The following is a 19,503-nucleotide window of genomic DNA, read 5'->3' on the forward strand; positions in this document are numbered from 1 at the left end:
GCGGCGCCGTCAGGCGTTCCGGGTGGGCCGCAGGGCCCGCCCGGGTGCGGTGCCGAGGTATCCGTACGCGGAGAACGCGCTGGCGAGGAAGGCCTCCTCCGGGCGGGCGAGTTCGGTGGCGACCTCCTGTTTGCAGGCGGTCTGCGGCTCGGTGGTGCTCTGGCCGAAGCGGCAGGCGACGGCCATGAGCTTGATGGTGATGAAGTCGGCGATCTGGGCGCCGTACTGGATGGGCCGGCCGTTGATGGTGATGTCGCCGACGGTGAAGTCCTTGCCGGCGGGGACCTCGTAGACGGCGCGTACGCGGTGGTCCGCCTCGCCGCGCTCATAGGTCCAGTAGCTCTGCGGGTCGGAGCCGTCGGGGGTGGCCCAGCCCTCGGTGGACAGGCCGTCGAAGTAGAGGCCCACGGGGTCGGCGAGGCTGATGGACGCCTTCTGGCGGGCGAGCGCGTTGACCGACGCGCCGATGTGGGGGTCGCTGTTGCGCTCGGCCTGGCCGTAGGCGCTGCACTTGATGAGCTCCTGTTCGGCGGTCAGCTCCGTTCCGTCGACGACCCGGCGGATGGTGCCCGCGGCGGCCAGTTCGATCTCCGCGGCAAGGGTGTTGTTCTTCTGGATGAGGTGCATCGCACCGTTCGTCGTGGTGCTGTTCCACTTGTTGGCCCGGTCGTACTCGCCGTTGACGAAGAGGTCGCTCTCCTGCACGTCGGGGCTGATGTGCCGGCGGTAGAGGCGGAGCACGGTCTCCGGGCTGGTCTTCACCAGGACGTCCCAGTACTCGGGGCTCTCGCAGGTGAAGGCGGCCTTGGTGATCTTGCCGTCGCGGCGGGTGACGCTCCACTCGCAGTACTCGTCCTGGGCCTTGCGGCTGGCCTCGGCCTTCTTCCAGCGCTGCGCGTCGGAGGTGGAGCTGATCTTGAGGATGCGGGGGAAGGCCGTCCAGCTGACGGTGGCGGTCCGGGCGTCGGCGGCGGTGTCGGTCTTGGTGAGGTTGTAGAACTGCGACCGGGGGCTGTCGTGGAGCACCTCGCCGGGGTCGGGGCCCTGGATGGCGGCGTCGATGTTGTCCGAGACGAAGACGTCCCACGCCTTGCGGCCGAATTCGCCGAGGTCGGTCAGTCCCCCGGGCGGTCCATAGCTGCTGATGGTGGTCATGGTGGTGCTCCTCGCATCTGTGCGGTCGCGGTGGCGGCGCCGTCAGGGCTGGTCGGTCACGGTGGCGTCCTCGCGCATCCGCAGCGGCGGGGCGGTGGCGGGGATGTCGGTGGTGGGCAGGGTCAGCTCGAACTCGTGGAGCTTCATCGCCTTGAACTGCCTGCGGCGCGACTCGGCGAGCAGGACGTAGTCGTCGAAGCCTTCTCGTGTGGTGATCCGTTGCCGGACCTTCGCCAGGTAGTCGGTGAGCCGTCGGGAGAAGTCCGCGCGCCAAGTGGCGTCCGGGCGGGTCCAGTTCGCCGCAAACTGGGCTTCGGGGCTGTAGGCGGTCAGCTGGCCGGCGGCCTCCAGGATCCGCTGGGCGATCCGGTCGCCGAGTCCTTCGGCGGCGGTGGCCTCGGTGGGCACGTACCGCATCAGCCGGGCGCGGTGGGCGCTGAAGACGGGGTTGGGGAAGTCGACCATCAGCGCGCAGGCGGCGAACTTCGGTGAGATCAGTTGCTGTTCGCACATGGCCCGTACGACGCTGTTGTCCTCCAGGGCGGCTTCGGGCACCACGAAGGCGAAGAAGGTGTCTCCGGGCCGGCTGAAGCCGCTGGCCTTCTCCTCCAGCCGGAAGCCGAAGGTGTCGAGGCTGTCGGCGTAGAGGGTGGCGGTGGTGGCCGGGACGGTGGCGTCCACCTCGATCCCGAGGTCGTCGAGCAGCGCGTCGTTGTTCAGCCAGAAGCCCATCGGCAGCGGCAGCGGATCGTCACCGCCGCGGTCGACGGCCGCGCTCTGGGTGGCGGTGCTGGTGAGGTTGACGGCCGTCGTGGTGAACAGCTGCCGCAGGAGGTGGTCGGGGTTCTCCACGGTGGCGCCGGCGGTGACCGCGCGCAGCCTGGCCCGCGTCCAGCGGTCGATCTGGGAGCGGACCGTCGATTCCAGGTTCTCCGCGCCGATCACCCGCTGGTACAGGGGGTTGGCCCGCAGGGGGTCGTCCGCGTCGAGTTGGATGGCGGCGGACTGGGACTGCCAGTTGATCCAGGGTTGCTTCAGTTCCTTCATCACGACGCTGCCGTTGACGTGGCTGTCGAAGCAGCCGCTGCCGCGGGAGGCGGCGGCCAGCGCGTCCCAGGAGTTGCCGGTCCACACCCAGGCGGGGGTGATCCGCATGTAGTAGTTGAAGACCTGGTTCGCCTCGTCCCAGGCGGCGACCTGGAGGAACGTGGTCCTGGGGTCGCTGTTGGCGCCGGTGCTGATCAGCAGGTCGGCCTCGTTGCCCCGTACGGCGTAGGTGAGGGCGAAGCGGATGTCCCGCCGCAGGTGCGGTGCGTCGGCGGGCGGGATCGTTCCCGACTCGCTGACCAGGTAGACCTTGGGCTGATCCGCGACACGGGGAAGTCCGTCCAGGAGTTCCTCCACGGCCATGGGGAAACTGTTCCGCTGGAAGAACACGGTGGCCATGGGATCCCCCAGGGCGGCGAGTTCCTTCTCGCTCACTTCCCTGGCGTGCCGGTCCACTCCGCTCACCCTGCGGTAGAGCCGGCTGTCCCGCAGCGCGGGATGCCCGGGCCCGAGGTCGTCCTCTTCGCTGTGTTCCTCGAATTGTCCGTCAGGGCCGTGCAGCCAAGCCGTCGCCCGGCGCCGCTGCGAAAACTCCTCGGGCATTCCCGTCCTCTCGCCACCCGCCCGGTTCAAGGAAATGAAAGCCGTCATTTCCGCTGGATCAGAAGTGTCGGTGTCCGGTGGCAGTATGAACGTCGTACGGAAAAGACCCGATGAGCCTCGCCGCCGCGGGTCCGACGCCATGCGATCGCGTGAGTGAGAAAGGGGCCGAGTAGTCGAGCGAATCACGGATCCCCTCGCGACACGGGTGTCACCCGGACGGCGAAGTCCCGGCCCCCCACGCGTAGGCTCCGGCCATGCCATCGCTCCGCCACTTCGCCCTGGGCGCCGCTGTCCTGGCCCTGGCGCTCGGCACGGCGTGCTCCGCCGCCCGCCCCCGGCAGGACACCGACTCCGTGCGGCCGCCGGTCGCGAACGCCGTGTTCGACTATCAGCTCGGCGGCGCCTATGCACCACCCCGCACGGTACGGGCCGTCGCCCGCGACCGCACCGCCAAGCCCGTTCCCGGTCTCTACAACATCTGCTACGTCAATGCCTTCCAGGCCCAGCCCGACGCCGTCGACACCTGGCAGGCCCGCCACCCCGAACTCCTGCTGCGCGACGAGGACGGAAAGCCCGTCATCGACCGGGGCTGGGACGAGCCGCTGCTCGATATCTCCACCGCCGCCAAACGCGAGGCGCTGATGGACGTCGTCGGCCCCTGGATCGACGGCTGCGCCGAGGCCGGATATGACGCCGTGGAACCCGACAATCTCGATTCCTACGAGCGCTCCCGGAACAGGCTCACCGCCCGCCACGCGGCCGCCTTCGCCGAACTCCTCGCGCGCCGCGCGCATCAGCGGCAGCTGGCCATCGCCCAGAAGAACACCACCGATCTGCTGCCCCGGCGCGAGCGCATCGGCTTCGACTTCGCCATCGTCGAAGAATGCACCCGCTACAAGGAATGCAGCGATTTCGCGGACGCCTACGACAACAGGATCTTCGTCGTCGAGTACCGGAAGAAGGACTTCGCCGCCGCCTGCCGCTCCTGGGGCGAGAGCCTGTCCATCACCCTGCGCGATCGCGATGTCCGGCCGGCCGGCGCCGACGGCTACACCGACGAGCACTGCTGAGCCGGCGCGCGTCCCGGCTACGCGGTCTCATGCCCGACGGCGGTGCCGTTGATCTTCTCGATCGCCTGCCGGGCCTGTTCCTGCGGGGAGCGGGCCGGCAGCGTCGACACGGTCGTCCCGGCGACGGCCGGCTGCGCCCGCTGCTCCTGCGGCACCGTCTTGGGCTGGGGCGCCGGCGGCCGGATCCGCAGCCGGTGACTGGCGGCCTCGTCCAGGGTCACCGGGCGCTTCACCCGGGCCGCGAGGCGGGCCGCATCCTGGCCCAGCGCGGCGACGTCCTCCCACGTCAGGCGCACCACCAAGGACACCTCGGCGTCGCCGTCCGGCAGCGCCTGGATCGATGGGAAACCAGGGTCGGTCATGAGCCCTCCTCGCATCGTGGACCGGTGCCCTCCAGAGGCACGGCTACCAAGGGATACGGAAGTCCGCCCGCCTCCGTTCACCTCGATGTGTGCCCGGCCCATGCCAGGGGCGCATTCGCTCCCTCCCCGTGCGCCCTGCCCGACTGTCACACCCAGCCGTCACCATGGAAGGAGCAGCCCACCACCGGCTTGGAGGCCGACTGATGGACGCACAGCGCCTGGCCCGGCTCGACGACTCCGACTACGAACAACTGGTGCTCGACCACGCCCACCCCCCGGCGCGTGACCCGGACGTCTGGGCGGTGCTGATCGACCCCGCCCTCATCGACCGCACCCGCGGCGCCCTCAACACGCTCTTCCAACGCAACTCGTCGGTGCTGCGCAAACGGCGGGAAGAGCGCGAGCAGTTCCGGCTGGCGTGCTTCGCCCGCGGGCAGGCCGGCAAGGAGGAGTGGTTCGCCTCGAAGCGGGAGTACGACGCATGGCGGCACCGCGCGGCGAACTTCAGCCGGACGGTGCAGAACGCCCTGTCGGAGATCAACAAGGCGAAGAAGGACCTCAACCGTTCCCTGAACCACCAGGTCGCCCAGAACCACCGGGACCGCCTGCGCGACCTCGCCCTCGCCGTGCACAAGCACCAGGCCGCGCACGCCAGGGCCGGCGGCATCGCCGAGCAGGCCGACTACGAACTGTGGCGCGCCCTGGACCAGATCACGGTGCCGATAGGGCCGGCGAGCGAGCCGACGTCGCTGCGGACGATGCTCGACATCTACTGGACCGATGTGACACCGGTGGCCGAGGCCGACGAGCAACGTGCGGGCGCGGAGCGGACGATGCGTACGGCGCCGGGCGGGCAGGCCGCACGGTTCAGCGGCGTGCCCCGGGCCCGGCACGTGGACAACGGCAAGCACCTCGCCTGACCTGATCCGCTGCCCCGGCCCCCCGACGGTCGCTCGCCACCGCGGGAAGTCCCTACGGCGACGCTCCTACGCCACCGTGTGGAAGAGCGCCGCCGCCTCACCGCGGGACCCGACACCCAGCTTGGTCAGGATCTTCGCGACATGGAACTTCACCGTCGACTCGCTGATGTGCAGCTCCTGGGCGATCGCCCGGTTGCGATGGCCGAGCGCGAGCCGGGCCAGCACCTCCAGTTCCCGTTCGCCCAACGCGATGAGCGGGTCGGGGGCCGGGTCCTGGGATACCCGTAGCGGGATCGTCGCCGACACCGTGGTCCCCCAGCCGGGTACGGCATCGACGTCCAGCCGCCCGTTCAGTACGTCGAGACGGTCGGTGACCCGGCCTGTTGCCAGCCCGTCGGGGGTGAGGGTGCCCGGCCCGTCGTCGCGTACGGTCGCGCGCAGTTCGGCGTCGGTGAGCTGCCAGCCGACATGGACACGGGTCACGGTCTCCTGCTCCAGGACCTTCAGCAGCACGGCCCGCACGATCACGCGTGCCGTGTGCGCCACGTCGGCGGCCACCGTCCGCTGGGAGTCGGGCGCGCCCAGCTCCAGACGGACGGGGCTGTAGCGCACGAGCGGCCGGAGCGATTCGGCGAGCCGGGCGAAGGCCTGTCCGGCCGGCTCCTCGGCGATCTCCTGGTCGCGTTCCGCCTCCGCCCGCAGCTCCACCAGCGCCGAGACCGCCAGATCCGTGGCGGTGGCGCGGGCCGCCGCATCGTCGAGGGTGCGGCTGCGCAGCACACCCAGCAGGCCGGTGAGCGCGGCCGAGTACGCCTCGCCCAGCTCCGCGATCACCTGGGCCCGGGTCCCGGCGGCGGTCCGCGAGCGGGCCAGCGCCCCGGGCACGGCCTCGGCCGCCAGCCGGTCGAAGTGGCTGGTCACCACGTCCCACAGGGCCTGTACGAGCGCGGCGGCAGGCTCGTCGACCGCCGACAGCCCGCCCTCGTTCCCGCCTCCGTCGCCTTCTCCGCCGCCGTCCGCCTCCCGTACGAGCAGCAGAACGGCCCCCCGAGGTGTCGCATGGCTCGTCACGGCGAGCACGGGGCGCTCGGCGCCGGCGAGGGGGAGGGTGCCCTGCCACGGGCGGCCCGGGGTGCCCGTGGCGAGCAGCGGAGCCAGGTCGGCGGTGGAGAGCCGGCCGATGATCTCCGCATCGCCGTACGTCTTGAACGGTGAGTGCGCACAGTGCGTGGAGAGTTCGGCCGCCGCCCGGTGCGGGACCAGTTCGGCCAGGAGTGTGGAGAGTCGCGGCAGGATCTCGCCCAGCGGCTGGCGGATCACCTCGTAGGCGGCGGTCAGGGCGGGTACGGATCCGGATCCGGTCATCTCCATGTACTCCAGCGTAGCCAGCGACGCCGGGGCGAACGCTGGCCTTTCGGCCAGGCCGGACTGTCCTGATGGCCGGCGGCCGGACCCCACCCCACCGACGAAGCTGAAGCCATCAACCGATCCAGCACATGCGGCATATGCAGCACAGGTCAGACATACAACGCATACAACGCATACGCCGTAGCCAGTGCGTCCAACGCATGAGTGCGTTCAGCGCATCAGTGCATCAGTGAGTCAGTGAGTCAGTGCATCCAGCGGGGAGTTTCCACATGCAGGCGATCATCTACAACGAGTTCGGCGGCTCGGACGTGCTCACGTTCGGGCAGACCGACAAGCCGGAGCCCGGCCCGGGTGAAGTACGGGTCAAGGTCGTGGCGATCGGCGTCAATCCGCTGGACTACAAGCGGCGTTACGGGTGGATGGAGCAGTACTACCCGACGACGTTCCCCGCCGTGCCCGGCCTGGAGTTCGCCGGGGTCGTCGACGCGATCGGCGCCGACGGCGGGGGCACCACCGACCGCAGGGCGGCGGACGGGCTGGCCGTCGGCGACGAGGTCTTCGGCTGGACCAGGACCGGTGCGTACGCGGAGTACGCCATCGCGGGAGACATCGCACCCAAGCCGGCCGAGCTCTCCTTCGCGACCGCGGCGACGCTGCCCGTCGCCGGTGAGACCGCGCAGCGCGTACTGGATCTGCTGGGCCTGACGGCGGGCGAGACGCTGCTGCTGCACGGCGCGGCGGGGGCGGTCGGCCAGGTCGCCATCCAGCTCGCGGTGGCCTTGGGCGCCACGGTGATCGGTACCGCGTCGCCGGTCAACCACGACTTCCTGCGCGCGCTGGGCGCCGTCCCGGTGGCGTACGGAGAGGGCCTGGCCGACCGGGTCCGGGCGGCCGCTCCGCAGGGCGTGGACGCGGTCTTCGACGCGGCCGGCCATGACGCGCTGCCGGTCTCCATCGCACTGCGCGGCGGGACCACGGACCGCATCGTCACCATCGCCGATCCGCAGGCCGCCGATCACGGCGTGCCGTTCTCCGCGGGCGGTACGCCGTCGGAGCAGGTCGTGGCGGGCCTGGCCGCGCAGGCCCGCCTCGCGGTCGCGGGGCGGCTGACCGTACCGGTCGCCGAGACCTTCCCGCTCGCCGACGCCGCCAAGGCCCAGGAGCTGAGCGAGGCGGGCCACGTGCCCGGCAAGCTCATCATCGAGGTCTGAGCCGCATCGGGACGGTGGCGGGCGAGGAAACCGCCCGCCACCGTCCCGAACTCATCCCTCCATCTGGACACTTGAGCCACTTCCGTTGCCCGCGTCCTTCCGCAGCGCTTACGTTGAGCGCGCTCAATCCGTCTCAACCCGCCTTCCCTACGGCGGGCTTCGGAAGGAAACCCCCCATGATCAGACGCATATCCGTCGGCATATCCGTGCGCACCGCGGTCTCCGCCGGACTGGCCGTCGCGGCGCTGGCCGCCACGACGGCCGTCGCGGCCACCGCCCAGGGAGCCACCTCGGCCCCGCACACCCAACGCACCCAGAAGGTCGAGTACTTCACCGGTTCGGGCTCCCACCCTCGTGAGGCCACCGTCCCGGCCTCCAAGCCACTCTCCGCTTCCGACAAGGCCGCCATCGCCGCGGGCGACGGCGATGTCACGACGATCGTGCGGAACGGCCCGGTCGACAAGAAGCTCGACGTGGCCTTCGTCGGTGACGGCTACACCGCCGACCAGCAGGAGGACTTCCACGCCGACGTCCGTGCCAAGTGGGCCAAGATGACCGCCGTGGAGCCCTACGCCTCGTACACCGGCCTGTTCAACGTCTGGGCGGTCGACGCGGTCTCCAACGAGTCCGGCGTCTCCGGCGACCCCACGAAGGACGTGGTCCGCGACACCGCGCTCGACTCGGCCTTCTACTGCGACGGCATCGAGCGCCTGCTCTGCGTCGACACCGGCAAGGTCGAGTCGTACGCCTCCAAGGCTCCGGCCGCCGACCTCGTCGTCGTCCTCTCCAACTCCACCAAGTACGGCGGCGCGGGCTACAACGACGTCTCCTCGCAGGTCGGTTACGACGGAATCGCCACCGCCTCCTCCGACAACGACCAGTCCGACCAGATCGCCGTGCACGAGACCGGCCACTCGCTCGGCAAGCTCGCCGACGAGTACGACTACGGCCAGTCCGGCACCTACACCGGCCCCGAGCCCACCGAGGTCAACCTCACCAAGCTGTCCGCCGAGGAGATGGGCTCCCAGCAGCAGAAGTGGTACCGCTGGCTCGGCCAGGAGTCGCCGGACGGCGGCCCGGTCGGTGCGTACGAGGGCGGCGGCTACTACCAGTACGGCCTCAACCGGCCCACGGAGAACTCGATCATGCGGACGCTGGGCCGCGAGTTCAACCTCCCCGGCCGCGAGGCGATGATCGCGGGCTTCTACCGCTACGCGAGCGCGCTCAGCAGCCCGGTGGCCACCGACCGCGCACTGCACCGCGGGGACCGCATCCGGGTCACCGTGCCCTCCTCGGCGCAGGTCAAGTGGTACGTCGACGGCCGCGAGCGCAAGGCCGCGCGCGGCAAGACCTCGGTCGTGCCGCGGACGCTCGGCGTCCCCGCGGACGGCAAGCGGCACACGGTCACCGCCCGCGCCACCGACCGCACGAAGGCAGTCCGTGACCCGGCACTGCGCAAACTGCTGGCCGGGTCGCTGAGCTGGCGAGTGGCCCCGTAGGGCCTGTCTGACGGATCGGAGATCAGGTAGCCGCCGCGGGCTTGATGAGCTGTTCTCCCATGGACCTCTGGGGAGCGCGCCCGTACGGAAGCTCCTTCCTGGACCACGGCTTCGACCGGTCATTGACTCCGGCGAAGCCGTGGACCGGGTGCAGAGCCTTCCTGAGCAATACGCAGCTATTGCAGCCGTTCGGCTTGAATCACGTCAGTTGAGTCGTTTTACGGAAGTCGGCTACCGTTCGGCGGAACCAGAGGGAGGGGCCTTGATGTGGAGCCACGTACGCCGACAGGCGTCCTGGGTGCTTGGCGCCGCGCTGCTGGTGGGAGCAGCCGTCGGGTGTGCGCGGGACGAGCGCGAATCCGTTGAGTCGGTGGGCGGTCCCCGTTCGGCGTGCGAGTTGCCGGTGACGTTCGAGGTGGGCGGGCCCTGGAAGGCGAAGCCGCTCAAACCGAACGACCCGAGCACGAAGACGTGGGGCCGCTACACCCTTGCCTGTGACCTCGACCTGGGAGTGGGGAAGGAGAAGGTGAAGCTCTCCGTTGATATCGACGACGTGAAGGGCGACAACCCCCGCCGGGTACTGGGCGGCCACGACGGCGAGGGCATGGCCAACTACGGCGAGTACACGCACGACAGGCATGGGAACGACTCGACGACGGTCGCCGGAAAGCCGGCAGCGGAAATGGACTACCGGATCCAACCGCCGGCCACTATGCCCGACATCTGGGTCCGAAAGCTCGCGGTGGTGGCACCAAAAGGCACCATCGTGCTGCGGGTGCAGAGCAACGACCCCGGCGGCAAGGAACGTACCCGCCAGGTGTACGAGCGGGCGAAAGCCTCCATGCGGGTTGCCTCCTGACGTCTGCAGCCTGCGTTCAGTGGGCGATCCGGGCTGGGTTCCGTCTGCCGGACCCTGCCATTGCGGCTGTCCTGATGAGCGGTTGTTCGTCAGACCGTCCAGCGCAGGCCAAGGAGTGGCAACGGGATTACTGCACCAAGCTGGGCTCGGGGTAGAGACGCGGAAGGCCCCGCACGGAACCGGGAGGCCGGGGGTTCACGTGCGGGGCCGCGCTCACGGGGTGGGGGCCGTCAGACTCCGGTCAGGGTGTACGTACCCGTACCGTCCTGCCTGCCGCTGGAGTACTGGCGGATCAACTCCCCGTCCGCGTACCGGTCGTGGCCCATCATGGAGCCGGTGTACTTGTTCTGCACACCGATCTTCGAGCTGCCGGGTACGTCGCGGTAGATGTAGAACCGCTGGAGGTCGTCCTCCCCGCAGGTGGCCGTCGTCAGGTAGGCCTGCTCCTGGTTGGCGATGTTCGCCGGGACGGTCGCGCATCCGCCGTTGCCCCAGTTCCACAGGGACGCCTCGATGACCCCGTTGTGCTCCGTCACATTGCACAGCCGCCAGTTGTCCAGGTGGGCGCTGAAGAAGGTGGATTCGCGCAGGCGGATGCCGTCGTTGGCCAGGAGCGGTGCGCTCCAGTTCAGGGGCTTGCCGGGGACGTCGATCTTGTAGACGGCGGGTCGGCAGTTCAGGGCGGCCCGCGTGGCGGGGGCCGGGCTCCCGGTGGCCTTCACGCTCTTCTCAGCCTTGGCGGCCTTTTCGGCTTCGTGCTTGGCTTTGGCGGCCTTCGCCGAGGGGACCGGCCCGGCCGGGTGCTTCGCGGTGGCGGTGGCGGAGCCGCAGTCGAGGAGGTCCTGCGCCTTGCGCATGATGCTGTTGGCGGGGACCTTGTCCTCGCAGCGCACCGCGCCTTCTTCGAGGGTGGTGAAGGTGGTGTAGCTGCCGGTGTCGGCCCCTTCGATCCACTTCAGCGCCCAACTGCCGTCGTCCTGTTGGACGCGGTTGCAGTGGAGGCTGCCGTACGTACCGGTGACCTTCTTGGTGCCCTTGTAGAGGCCGTAATAGCCGGGATTGCGGAAGTTCCACGTGACGGCCGTCGACGTGCTGCTGGTGGAGGTGTAGTTCACCTGCACGTTCAGGCCCAGGCTCGCGCCGACTTTGCCGAGGGTCTCGACGGCGAAGCTACCTTCGACGTTGCCGGTGAGGCCGACGGACACCGAGATGGTCGTCTGGACGCTGGTGTTGACGGACTGGGTACCGGTCGAGCCGGCGGTGACGTACCAGCCTTTGAAGTGGGTGATCGTCGGGGTCACTTCGGAGGTCTTGATGTACGGGTGCCGTGTGCCGAGGTCGGCCGCCGTGCAGGCGCCGCCGGGCTCGACCTGCGTGGTGGTGGCGGGCTCGGCGGGTGCGGCGGCGGCCGGTGAGACGGCAAGTCCCACGGTGGCTACAGCGGCCGAGGCGGCACAGGCCATGAGTGTTCTGCCTATGCGGCTGACGGGTCTTAAGGGGCGCATCGTTGCCCTTTCCCCCTGGTTGTGTGTGTTCGGTCAAGGGGTGAACGTAGCGGCCACGGGGGTGGTGGTGTGAGCCCGCAACGGGCCAAAAATGATCATAGAGGGTCTTATTCCGCCCCTGTGCGCGCGGGCGGCGGCCCGGTTCGATCCCTGGTGGACCCGTACACCACCGATTGAGGGGAACCACCCTTTGAAACGCCTCAGACGCCTGCTCGCGGCCGTAGCCGCACTCGCCCTCACCGCGACCCTCCTCGCCCTGGGCACCTCACCGGTCGCCGCCGCACCCGCCAAGGCCGCCCCCAAGGGCTACGGCACATGCAAGGCCACAGCCCCGGGCTCCCAGGCGCGCCGCCAGGGCACCGGCTGGACCTGTGCCAAGGCGGTGCCCGTCGCCGACCCCGTCACTGTCACCGAACGCATCGTGCGCGGCGTCTCGGACGGTGCGTGCGCCAACGGCCGGGACTCCGACCGGCACAACTACTGCTGGGGCGAGAAGTTCACGAACTGGGCCTTCGACACCAACGGGCAAGGAGATAGGGCGCTCCGTCGTCGAGGCCGTGAGCTTCGCTCGCCTGAGCTCCTCCAGCGGGAAATGGACGGAGAACATCGCCGTCAAGGCCACCGAGATGGGGGGCAACGCGAAGACCGTGTCGATGGACCTGTCCGCCACCTGCAGCGGCCTGTGCACCGTGGACGCACCGGCCTGGGGCGGCGCGCCCGTCGAGCTGGCGCTGGGCGACGAGAGGACCGGGAACCTGTCCTTCACCTCCACTGTCGCCAAGGGCAGTTACTCGTTCATCTCCCCCACCTATACATCGCTCGGGGAGATCCTTGACGCGGGCGGCGGCCCTGCGAACCCGGTGACCTGGAACGGCCACGAGCTGCGCTGTGATGCGCAGGTCGGCCAGTACCCCGGCTGCATCGTGAGGGGACACCTGCCCAACGTGACCATCCGCGAATCCGCCTACGGGGCCGCCGCCGTCGCCTACGGGTGGGCGCAGAGCAACCTCAAGGGCGGCAACTTCGGCACCGAGACGAAGCCGCTGCAGCGTAATTCCGGTGGGCAGACGGAGGCGGCCAAGAAGCGCAGGCAGTCGTGCACGGCGGCCCCGGACCCGTTCAAGAAGGACCCCAGCGTCACGGACGACTCCTGCGACGAGTTTCCCTTCGCCAGCTCCGTGCAGGGTGGCACGAACGGCTCCGAGTGCACGGAGATCATCCCCAGGAAGACCGCCGGGGTGTGGCGCGTCGATGTCGTACGGGCCGGCCCCCACGGTACTAACGCGCCCTGTATCCGGGCTCATGTGCCCCTGCCCGAGAACACGGGGGCGGGGGGTGAACTCGGCCGAGCCGTCGTCGCGGACCGCATCCTCGAGATGGAGTGGTACGAAGTGATCATCGCCCCCTAGACGGCGGCCTCCCTCCCCGGCCAGGGCCGCGGTGCCGGCGGCCGCACCCGGGGAGGGGGCCCGGGACCGGCTACGTTCCGTGTGACGGGTCCTGCACGAAGCCACAGGCGTATGGCCGCAACGGTCACGAGTTCTCGTCTCGGTAAGTCACCGAACCATCAGACAGGCCCTAGTGAGGCCGAGGAAGGCAGTGATGAGCACACGCAGGATGCACGCCGACGAGGTGGACATCGACGACTCCCTCGTACGGCGGCTGCTCGGCACGCAGTTTCCGCAGTGGGCGGACCTCCCCGTCACGCTGGTCGAATCCGCCGGCACGTCCCATGTGATGTACCGGCTCGGTGAGGACCTGGTCGTACGGCTCCCCCGCATCGCGGGAGCCGCCGACGACGTGGCGAAGGAGCACCGGTGGCTGCCCCGGCTCGCCCCGCCGCTTCCGGTCGCCGTCCCCGAACCGCTGGGCATGGGAGCGCCCGCTGAGGGCTACCCCTTCCCCTGGTCCGTCTACCGCTGGCTCGAGGGCGAGACGCCGGTCGTCGGCCGGATCGCCGATCCCGGCCGACTGGCCAAGGACCTGGCGGAGTTCGTCGCCGCGCTGCACCGCATCGCCCCGGCGGACGGGCCCCCTTCGTACCGCAGTGAACCCTTGGCGGCGCGGGACGCCGCGACCCGCGCCGCGATCGAGGAACTGCGCGGAACCATCGATGCCGATGCCGCGGGCGCGGTCTGGGACACGGCCCTGGAGGCGCCCGCGTGGCCCGGCCCGCCCGTCTGGATCCACGCCGATCTGCAGCCCGGAAATCTGCTGATGGCCCGTGAACGGCTCAGCGCCGTCATCGACTTCGGGTGCCTGGGCGTGGGGGACCCCGCGGTCGACCTCATCGCGGCGTGGTACGTGCTGCCCGCCGGCGCGCGCGGCGCCTTCCGGGCCGCGCTGGACGCCGACGAGGCGACCTGGGCGCGAGGGCGCGGCTGGGCGCTGTCCGTCGCCCTCATGGAATGTGGCTACTACCAGGAGACGAACCCGGTGATGGCCGCGATCGCGCACCACGTCATCGATGAGGTCCTCGCCGAACGCCGACCAGGACCACACATGTGACCCACGTCACAGCGCGTGCTGTCATACGTCGCAGCCCCCGCATCCGTGTACGGAGCGACGGGCCCGCAAACAAGCAACGTCACTACGGGGAAAGGACATCACGTGCGTAACAAGCGAACTTTGACCACCGCACTCGCTGCCGCCGCGCTCACGGTCGTCAGCCTGGGCGGCGCCGCCCAGGCCCACGCCACCACCGGCACCGAGGCCGCCGCGCCGACCACCGCCTCCGCGCAGCACAAGGTCAAGCCGATGGACGGTCCTCCCGGAACGGTGTGGACCGGCAAGAAGTTCTGGACCCTCAGCGGATGCCAGGCGGCCGGCACCGACCTGGTCAGCAGCGGCAAGTGGGCCGACCCCTTCTGCGACGGCTCGGGCCTCCAGTGGGACCTGTGGGCACGGCCGCTGTAAAGCCTCGCGGCTTCGGGAGCTTCACCAGTAGTCGCAGATAGCCGCACCCGGTAAGCCGGCTCGTCCCCGCGCATGTCCGCGGCAGCGCGGGGACGAGCCGCCGCCCTTAGCCTCGTGACATGCTCACCGCCACCCTCGCCTTCGCCGGCGTCGCCGCGCTCATCAACGTCACCCCGGGACTGGACACTCTGCTCGTGGTCCGGACCTCCGTCGCACACGGCCGGACGGGCGGATACGCCGCCGCCCTGGGCATCATCACCGGCTGCCTCGCATGGGGCCTGGCGACCGCCGTCGGGCTCACCGCACTGCTCACCGCCTCCCGCCTGGCCTATGACACCCTGCGCATCGCCGGCGCCCTGTACTTGGCGTGGCTGGGCATCACGGCACTGTGGCGGTCCAGGCAACCCGGGCCGCATGACGGGGAGACGGACGCGACGGGCGACACCGCCGATGCCTCCCCCGCCGCCTCCCACGGACGGCTCGCCGCCTTCCGCGCCGGGCTCGCCACCAACCTGCTCAACCCCAAGGCGGGCGTGTTCTATATGAGCCTGATTCCGCAGTTCATCCCCCATGGGGCACCCGTCTTCAGCACCACTCTGCTGCTGACGGCGATCGACGTCGCGGAGCTGGCGATCTGGTTCGCGGTGCTCTCCCGGGCCGCTTCCGCCCTCGGCGAGCGGGCCCGACGCCGGTCCTTCCGCCGCCGCATGGAACAGGTCAGCGGCATCACCTTCCTGGGCTTCGCGGCGAACCTCGTGCTGGCCGACCGCGCCTGACGACGCAGGCGCGTACCCGACCCGCACGCGTCGATCGGACGCCGGGCCCGTACGCCCCTGCGGGAGGCCAGCAGCCGCGTCCCGAGGAAGGCCGCCGCCGTGGCCAGCAGACAGGCCAGTTCCAAGGCCGCGGCGTGGTCCGGAGCGATGCTCGCCGACCAGCCCGCCGAGCGCCGGTCCCCCTCGAACACCACCCGGTTGACGCTGAGCAGGGCGAGGTGGGCACCGATCGCCGTCCACAGCGGCGCCCGCCCCGGTGCCGTCCGCGCGGCCACCAGCGTGAGGCCGAAGACCGTGAGCAGCACCAGGTACGCGAGAGGGTCCTGCCCGGCGGGCGCGAGTCCGACGGGCGGAGCGCTCACCCCCACCACGTGCGCCACCCCGGCCTGCACCACGGTGGACGCGGCCGGTACCAGCAGGAAGACCGTCGTCGTCCCCAGAGCCGAGACCGCCCCGCCGAACCGCTCGCGCAACGAGGCCCAGGCGTGACCACGCAGCGTCAGCTCCTCCGGCAACGCCTCCAACAGCACGGCCACCAGGGCATTGCCCACCAGGAACGAGGCGAGGGCGACAGGCGCCAGCCCGGACCACCGGACCCATCCGACCGCGGTGCCGCCCGCGAGCACCAGGGCCGCACACCACCCCGTGACCACGATGCCGCGGGCGAGGCCCGCCGCCACCGCGGACGGCGGACCCAGCCCCAGCGGCCGACGCCGCGCCGGCCGCCCGGCCCGTAACCCCACGACGGCGGGCACGGCCAGCGCGCTCACGACAACGGCGGGCAGCAACCGGCCCGCATACCCCCCGATGTCGAGCGCCCGGGCACCCGCCTCCCCCACCGCGTTCCCGGTCCCCAGCGCACCCGCCATCACCGCTCCCCCGAGCAGCGCCCGTTGCCAAGGCCGCCAGGCCGACCCCCGCTCCCCCGCTCGCTGATACCTCGCCTTCACCGTCGCCGTCATGGGCTCCGACCTCCGCACACCTCTCCGCCAGGTCTCCGAGCCCTACGTGTGCCCGGGTCATCGGGCCTGATGCCGCACTCCGGCGCGCAGGACACGAACGGCCCGGCAAACCCTCCTGCGGTACGAACTGCCGGGGCCGGCACTACATCCGTCGGTCCAGCAGCCGTACGCGGAGGGTCCGAGGCCGCGGGTCACGGTTCAGTGGTGGCGGGGGCCCTCGTCCTCCGACGTCACCCCAGCGCCCGGTCCAGGTTGAACGCCGCGCTGATGAGTCCCAAGTGGGTGAAGGCCTGTGGGAAATTGCCGATCTGTTCGCCGGTGCGGCCGATTTCCTCGGCGTAGAGCCCGACATGGTTGGCGTACGTCAGCATCTTCTCGAAGGCGAGACGGGCCTCGTCCACGCGGCCGGCGCGGGAGAGCGCCTCGACGTACCAGAAGGAACAGATCGAGAAGGTGCCCTCTTCGCCGCGCAGTCCGTCGGGACTGCTGCGGGGGTCGTAGCGGTAGACCAGGGAGTCGGAGACCAGGTCCTCACCCAATACGTCCAGGGTCGACAGCCATTTCGGGTCGGTGGGCGAGATGAATTTGGCCAGCGGCATCATCAGCACGGAGGCGTCGAGAACATCGTCGCCTTCGTGCTGGACGAACGCCCTGCGCTCCGTGGACCAGCCGCGGTCCATGATCCGTCGGTAGATCGCGTCGCGGGCCCGGGACCAGCGGAGCATATCCGCCGGCAGGCCACGGTGGGTGGCGATCCGTATCGCCCGTTCGATCGCGACCCAGCACATCAGCTGCGAGTAGAGGAAGTTCTGGATCTTGCCGCGGGTCTCCCAGATGCCCTCGTCCGGCTGGTCCCAGTTGTCGCAGACCCATTCGACCAGCTTTCCGACGGTGTCCCAGTGGTCGCTGGACAGCGGCTCTCCCCATTTGTCGTAGAGATACAGGGAATCGATCAGGGCCCCGTAGATATCCAGTTGGAGTTGGTTGACGGCGTCATTTCCGATCCGGACCGGTGCCGAGCCCAAGTGGCCTTCCAGGTGGGGAAGTTCTTCCTCGGGGAGTTCGCTGCGACCGTCGATGCCGTACATGATCTGCAGCGGACCGTCGCAGCCGGTGTTGAGGCAGATGTTCTCGGACAGGAAGTGCACAAAGGCCTTGGCCTCGTCCGTGAATCCCAGTCTGAGCAGTGCGTAGATGCAGAATGCGGCGTCCCGCACCCAGGCGTAGCGGTAGTCCCAGTTGCGCTCCCCGCCGATCTGCTCGGGCAGGCTGGCCGTGGGGGCGGCCACGATCGCACCGGTCGGCGCGTACGTCAGCAGCTTGAGGGTGAGCGCGGAGCGGTGCACCATCTCCCGCCAGCGTCCCCGGTAGCGGGAGTGCGACAGCCAGCCGCGCCAGTACCGCACCGTGGCGCCGAACAGCTCCTCCGCCTCCAGCACCGCGCAGGACCGCGGCTCCAGCCCGCCGCCGATCCGGTCGAGGGCGAAGACCGCGGCCTCGCCTTCCTGCAGCGTGAAGGAGGACCAGGCGTCCGGACCGTCGATCCGCACCGGGACGGTGGACGTCAGCGCCAGGGACAGGTCCGGGGAGGCGAAGACGGTCTGGCCCTGCCGCGTGCTCACGGTGTGCGTCTGCCGGCCGTAGTCGAAGCGGGGAGCCACCCGTACGGTGAACGGGAGCGCACCGCGCACGCACAGCACCCGGCGGATCAGCCGGTGGCGGTCCGCCTCACGCGAGTCGTCGACGATCGGCATGAAGTCCTGGACCTCGCCGACGCCGTTGTCCGCGAAGAACCGGGTGATCAGGATGTTGGTGTCGGGGAAGTAGAACTGCTTCGTCCGGGCGGGCACGTCCGGGGCGAGCTCGAAGGCCCCGCCGCGGTCGGCGTCCAGGATCGCCGCGAAGACACTGGGTGCGTCGAAGCGGGTGCAGCAGTACCAGTCGATGGTGCCGTTCGTGCCGACCAGCGCGGCGGTGCGCATGTCGCCGATCAGGCCGTGCTCGGCGATGGGTGTGTAGCGGGGCGCGTCCGCCTTGCTGGGGCGCAGACTCTCGCAAGCGGTCATGGGACCTCCCCTGCGCGGGGGAGCAGGAGCAAGGGATTTAAGGTTACCTCCGGGTGGTTGCGGACCGCGACCAACCGCATCGGGGGCGGCTGACCTGCGCCGGAACCGGCGCGCCGGCCATCGGCGAGCGCGCCCGGGCGCCGTCTGCCGACCCACGGGCCGCGTCCCTCAGCGCGGGCCCCGGCCAGGTACCGCCCTCGGGAACGCCCGCCGGTACTCCCCCGGCGACACCCCCACCTGCTTGACGAAGTGATGCCGGAGATTGTTCGCCGTGCCCAGTCCGCTCAGCTCACCGATCTTGTCGATCGGCAGGTCGGTGGCTTCCAGAAGGCTCTGCGCACGACCCAGCCGCTGGTTGAGAAGCCACTGCAGGGGCGTCGTCCCGGTGGCCGCCTGGAGCCGGCGGTAGAACGTGCGCGGGCTCATCGCCGCCCGCCGTGCCAGGTCCTCGACCGACAGCGGCTGGTCCAGGTGCGCGCGAGCCCACTCCAGTACGGGCCCCAGGCCCCGGTCGTCGGTGACGGGTACGGACAGGTCGATGAACTGGGCCTGGCCGCCGGGCCGGTGTGCGGGGACGACCATCCGCCGCGCCAGCTGGTTGGCGACGTGTGCGCCCAGGTCGCGGCGTACGAGATGGAGGCAGAGGTCGAGTCCGGCGGTCAGCCCGGCGCTGGTGAGGACGTCGCCGTCGTCCACGTACAGCACCGAGTCGTCGACGTGCACCTTCGGGTAGCGCTCGGCCAGTTGGGCGGTGTGCATCCAGTGTGCGGTGGCACGGCGCCCGTCGAGCAGCCCCGCTTCGGCGAGCGCGAAGGCTCCGGTGCACAGGGAGACCATGCGGGCGCCCGCGTCGTAGGCGCGGCGCAGCGCGTCGATCAGGTCCGCCGGCAGCGGTGTGCCGTCCTCGACGCAGGGGTCGGGCACCGACGGCACGATGACGGTGTCGGCGCCGACGAGGTCGTCCAGCCCGTAGCGGGTCCGCAGCTCCAGGCCGGTGCCGCCGCCCGCGGCGGCCGGCTGGTCTCCCGCTCCGCACAGCCGCAGGTCGTACCAGGGGTCCGCCAGGTCGGGCTGCGGCTTGCCGAAGACGGTGCACGGGATGCTCAACTCGTAGAGGTCCCAGGAGGGAACCCCGATATCGGTGGGCACCACTACGGCCACGGAACCAGCGCTCATGCCTGAAG

16 protein-coding genes and 1 pseudogene are annotated in these 19,503 nt (G+C 70.3%); 9 read left to right on the top strand and 8 right to left on the bottom strand.

Features of this window, described 5'->3' with window-relative positions; all coding sequences use genetic code 11:
- Nucleotides 1–9 precede the first annotated feature (9 nt).
- Nucleotides 10–1,155 (bottom strand): hypothetical protein, encoded by a 1,146-nt coding sequence (locus ACZ5XZ_RS19670; protein ID WP_468979615.1) that lies wholly within the window; start codon nucleotides 1,153–1,155, stop codon nucleotides 10–12.
- A gap of 42 nt (nucleotides 1,156–1,197) precedes the next feature.
- A complete protein-coding gene (locus tag ACZ5XZ_RS19675; protein ID WP_468979618.1) occupies nucleotides 1,198–2,805 on the bottom strand; it encodes a hypothetical protein in 1,608 nt (535 codons plus the stop codon).
- A 254-nt stretch (nucleotides 2,806–3,059) separates the two neighbouring features.
- On the opposite strand from ACZ5XZ_RS19675, the gene ACZ5XZ_RS19680 reads away from it, so the two are divergent.
- Nucleotides 3,060–3,875 carry an endo alpha-1,4 polygalactosaminidase gene (locus tag ACZ5XZ_RS19680; protein ID WP_468979621.1) on the top strand — a complete coding sequence of 272 codons (816 nt, stop codon included), beginning with the start codon at nucleotides 3,060–3,062 and terminating at the stop codon, nucleotides 3,873–3,875.
- A 17-nt stretch (nucleotides 3,876–3,892) separates the two neighbouring features.
- Here the strand turns inward: ACZ5XZ_RS19680 and ACZ5XZ_RS19685 are convergent, their stop codons facing one another.
- Nucleotides 3,893–4,237, bottom strand: coding sequence for a hypothetical protein (locus ACZ5XZ_RS19685; protein WP_384430275.1), 345 nt, complete (start codon nucleotides 4,235–4,237; stop codon nucleotides 3,893–3,895).
- Nucleotides 4,238–4,440: 203 nt separating this feature from the next.
- Here ACZ5XZ_RS19685 and ACZ5XZ_RS19690 point away from each other — a divergent pair, with 203 nt between their 5' ends.
- Entirely contained in the window at nucleotides 4,441–5,157 is a 717-nt protein-coding gene (locus tag ACZ5XZ_RS19690; RefSeq protein WP_468979623.1) for a hypothetical protein, read from the top strand.
- 66 nt (nucleotides 5,158–5,223) lie between these two features.
- Here ACZ5XZ_RS19690 and ACZ5XZ_RS19695 read toward each other — a convergent pair whose 3' ends face one another.
- The gene (locus ACZ5XZ_RS19695; protein ID WP_468979626.1) at nucleotides 5,224–6,528 is read right to left on the bottom strand and encodes a helix-turn-helix transcriptional regulator; all 1,305 of its coding nucleotides are present in this window, start codon (nucleotides 6,526–6,528) and stop codon (nucleotides 5,224–5,226) included.
- 266 nt (nucleotides 6,529–6,794) lie between these two features.
- On the opposite strand from ACZ5XZ_RS19695, the gene ACZ5XZ_RS19700 reads away from it, so the two are divergent.
- The 3 genes from ACZ5XZ_RS19700 (at nucleotide 6,795) to ACZ5XZ_RS19710 (ending at nucleotide 10,094) form a co-directional block, all read left to right on the top strand.
- On the top strand, nucleotides 6,795–7,736 hold the full coding sequence (locus tag ACZ5XZ_RS19700) for an NADP-dependent oxidoreductase (protein WP_468979628.1): 942 nt from the start codon (nucleotides 6,795–6,797) through the stop codon (nucleotides 7,734–7,736).
- 176 nt (nucleotides 7,737–7,912) lie between these two features.
- On the top strand, nucleotides 7,913–9,235 hold the full coding sequence (locus ACZ5XZ_RS19705) for a M64 family metallopeptidase (protein ID WP_468979630.1): 1,323 nt from the start codon (nucleotides 7,913–7,915) through the stop codon (nucleotides 9,233–9,235).
- Between the two features lie 265 nt (nucleotides 9,236–9,500).
- The gene (locus ACZ5XZ_RS19710; protein ID WP_468979632.1) at nucleotides 9,501–10,094 is read left to right on the top strand and encodes a lipoprotein; all 594 of its coding nucleotides are present in this window, start codon (nucleotides 9,501–9,503) and stop codon (nucleotides 10,092–10,094) included.
- Between the two features lie 230 nt (nucleotides 10,095–10,324).
- Here ACZ5XZ_RS19710 and ACZ5XZ_RS19715 read toward each other — a convergent pair whose 3' ends face one another.
- Nucleotides 10,325–11,599: a hypothetical protein gene (locus ACZ5XZ_RS19715; RefSeq protein WP_468979634.1), complete on the bottom strand. Its 1,275-nt coding sequence runs from the start codon at nucleotides 11,597–11,599 to the stop codon at nucleotides 10,325–10,327.
- A gap of 557 nt (nucleotides 11,600–12,156) precedes the next feature.
- Between ACZ5XZ_RS19715 and ACZ5XZ_RS19720 the strand changes: the two genes are divergently transcribed.
- The 4 genes from ACZ5XZ_RS19720 (at nucleotide 12,157) to ACZ5XZ_RS19735 (ending at nucleotide 15,291) form a co-directional block, all read left to right on the top strand.
- Nucleotides 12,157–13,008, top strand: coding sequence for a NucA/NucB deoxyribonuclease domain-containing protein (locus ACZ5XZ_RS19720; protein WP_468979637.1), 852 nt, complete (start codon nucleotides 12,157–12,159; stop codon nucleotides 13,006–13,008).
- A 193-nt stretch (nucleotides 13,009–13,201) separates the two neighbouring features.
- Nucleotides 13,202–14,107, top strand: a complete 906-nt coding sequence (locus ACZ5XZ_RS19725) for an aminoglycoside phosphotransferase family protein (protein WP_468979639.1) — start codon at nucleotides 13,202–13,204, stop codon at nucleotides 14,105–14,107.
- 120 nt (nucleotides 14,108–14,227) lie between these two features.
- Entirely contained in the window at nucleotides 14,228–14,515 is a 288-nt protein-coding gene (locus tag ACZ5XZ_RS19730; protein ID WP_468979642.1) for a hypothetical protein, read from the top strand.
- A gap of 119 nt (nucleotides 14,516–14,634) precedes the next feature.
- Nucleotides 14,635–15,291 carry a LysE family translocator gene (locus ACZ5XZ_RS19735; RefSeq protein ID WP_468979644.1) on the top strand — a complete coding sequence of 219 codons (657 nt, stop codon included), beginning with the start codon at nucleotides 14,635–14,637 and terminating at the stop codon, nucleotides 15,289–15,291.
- A 272-nt stretch (nucleotides 15,292–15,563) separates the two neighbouring features.
- On the opposite strand, the pseudogene ACZ5XZ_RS19740 reads toward ACZ5XZ_RS19735, so the two are convergent.
- From ACZ5XZ_RS19740 to ACZ5XZ_RS19750, 3 genes and pseudogenes are all read right to left on the bottom strand, one after another.
- Nucleotides 15,564–16,253: pseudogene (locus ACZ5XZ_RS19740) on the bottom strand (type II CAAX prenyl endopeptidase Rce1 family protein); the annotation flags it as partial.
- Between the two features lie 230 nt (nucleotides 16,254–16,483).
- Nucleotides 16,484–18,319, bottom strand: a complete 1,836-nt coding sequence (locus ACZ5XZ_RS19745; RefSeq protein ID WP_468979646.1) for a glycoside hydrolase family 15 protein — start codon at nucleotides 18,317–18,319, stop codon at nucleotides 16,484–16,486.
- A gap of 168 nt (nucleotides 18,320–18,487) precedes the next feature.
- Nucleotides 18,488–19,495, bottom strand: coding sequence for a GlxA family transcriptional regulator (locus tag ACZ5XZ_RS19750; protein ID WP_468979648.1), 1,008 nt, complete (start codon nucleotides 19,493–19,495; stop codon nucleotides 18,488–18,490).
- Between the last annotated feature and the right edge of the window lie 8 nt (nucleotides 19,496–19,503).

It is taken from the genome of Streptomyces sp. NPDC033270 (genome assembly GCF_055576575.1).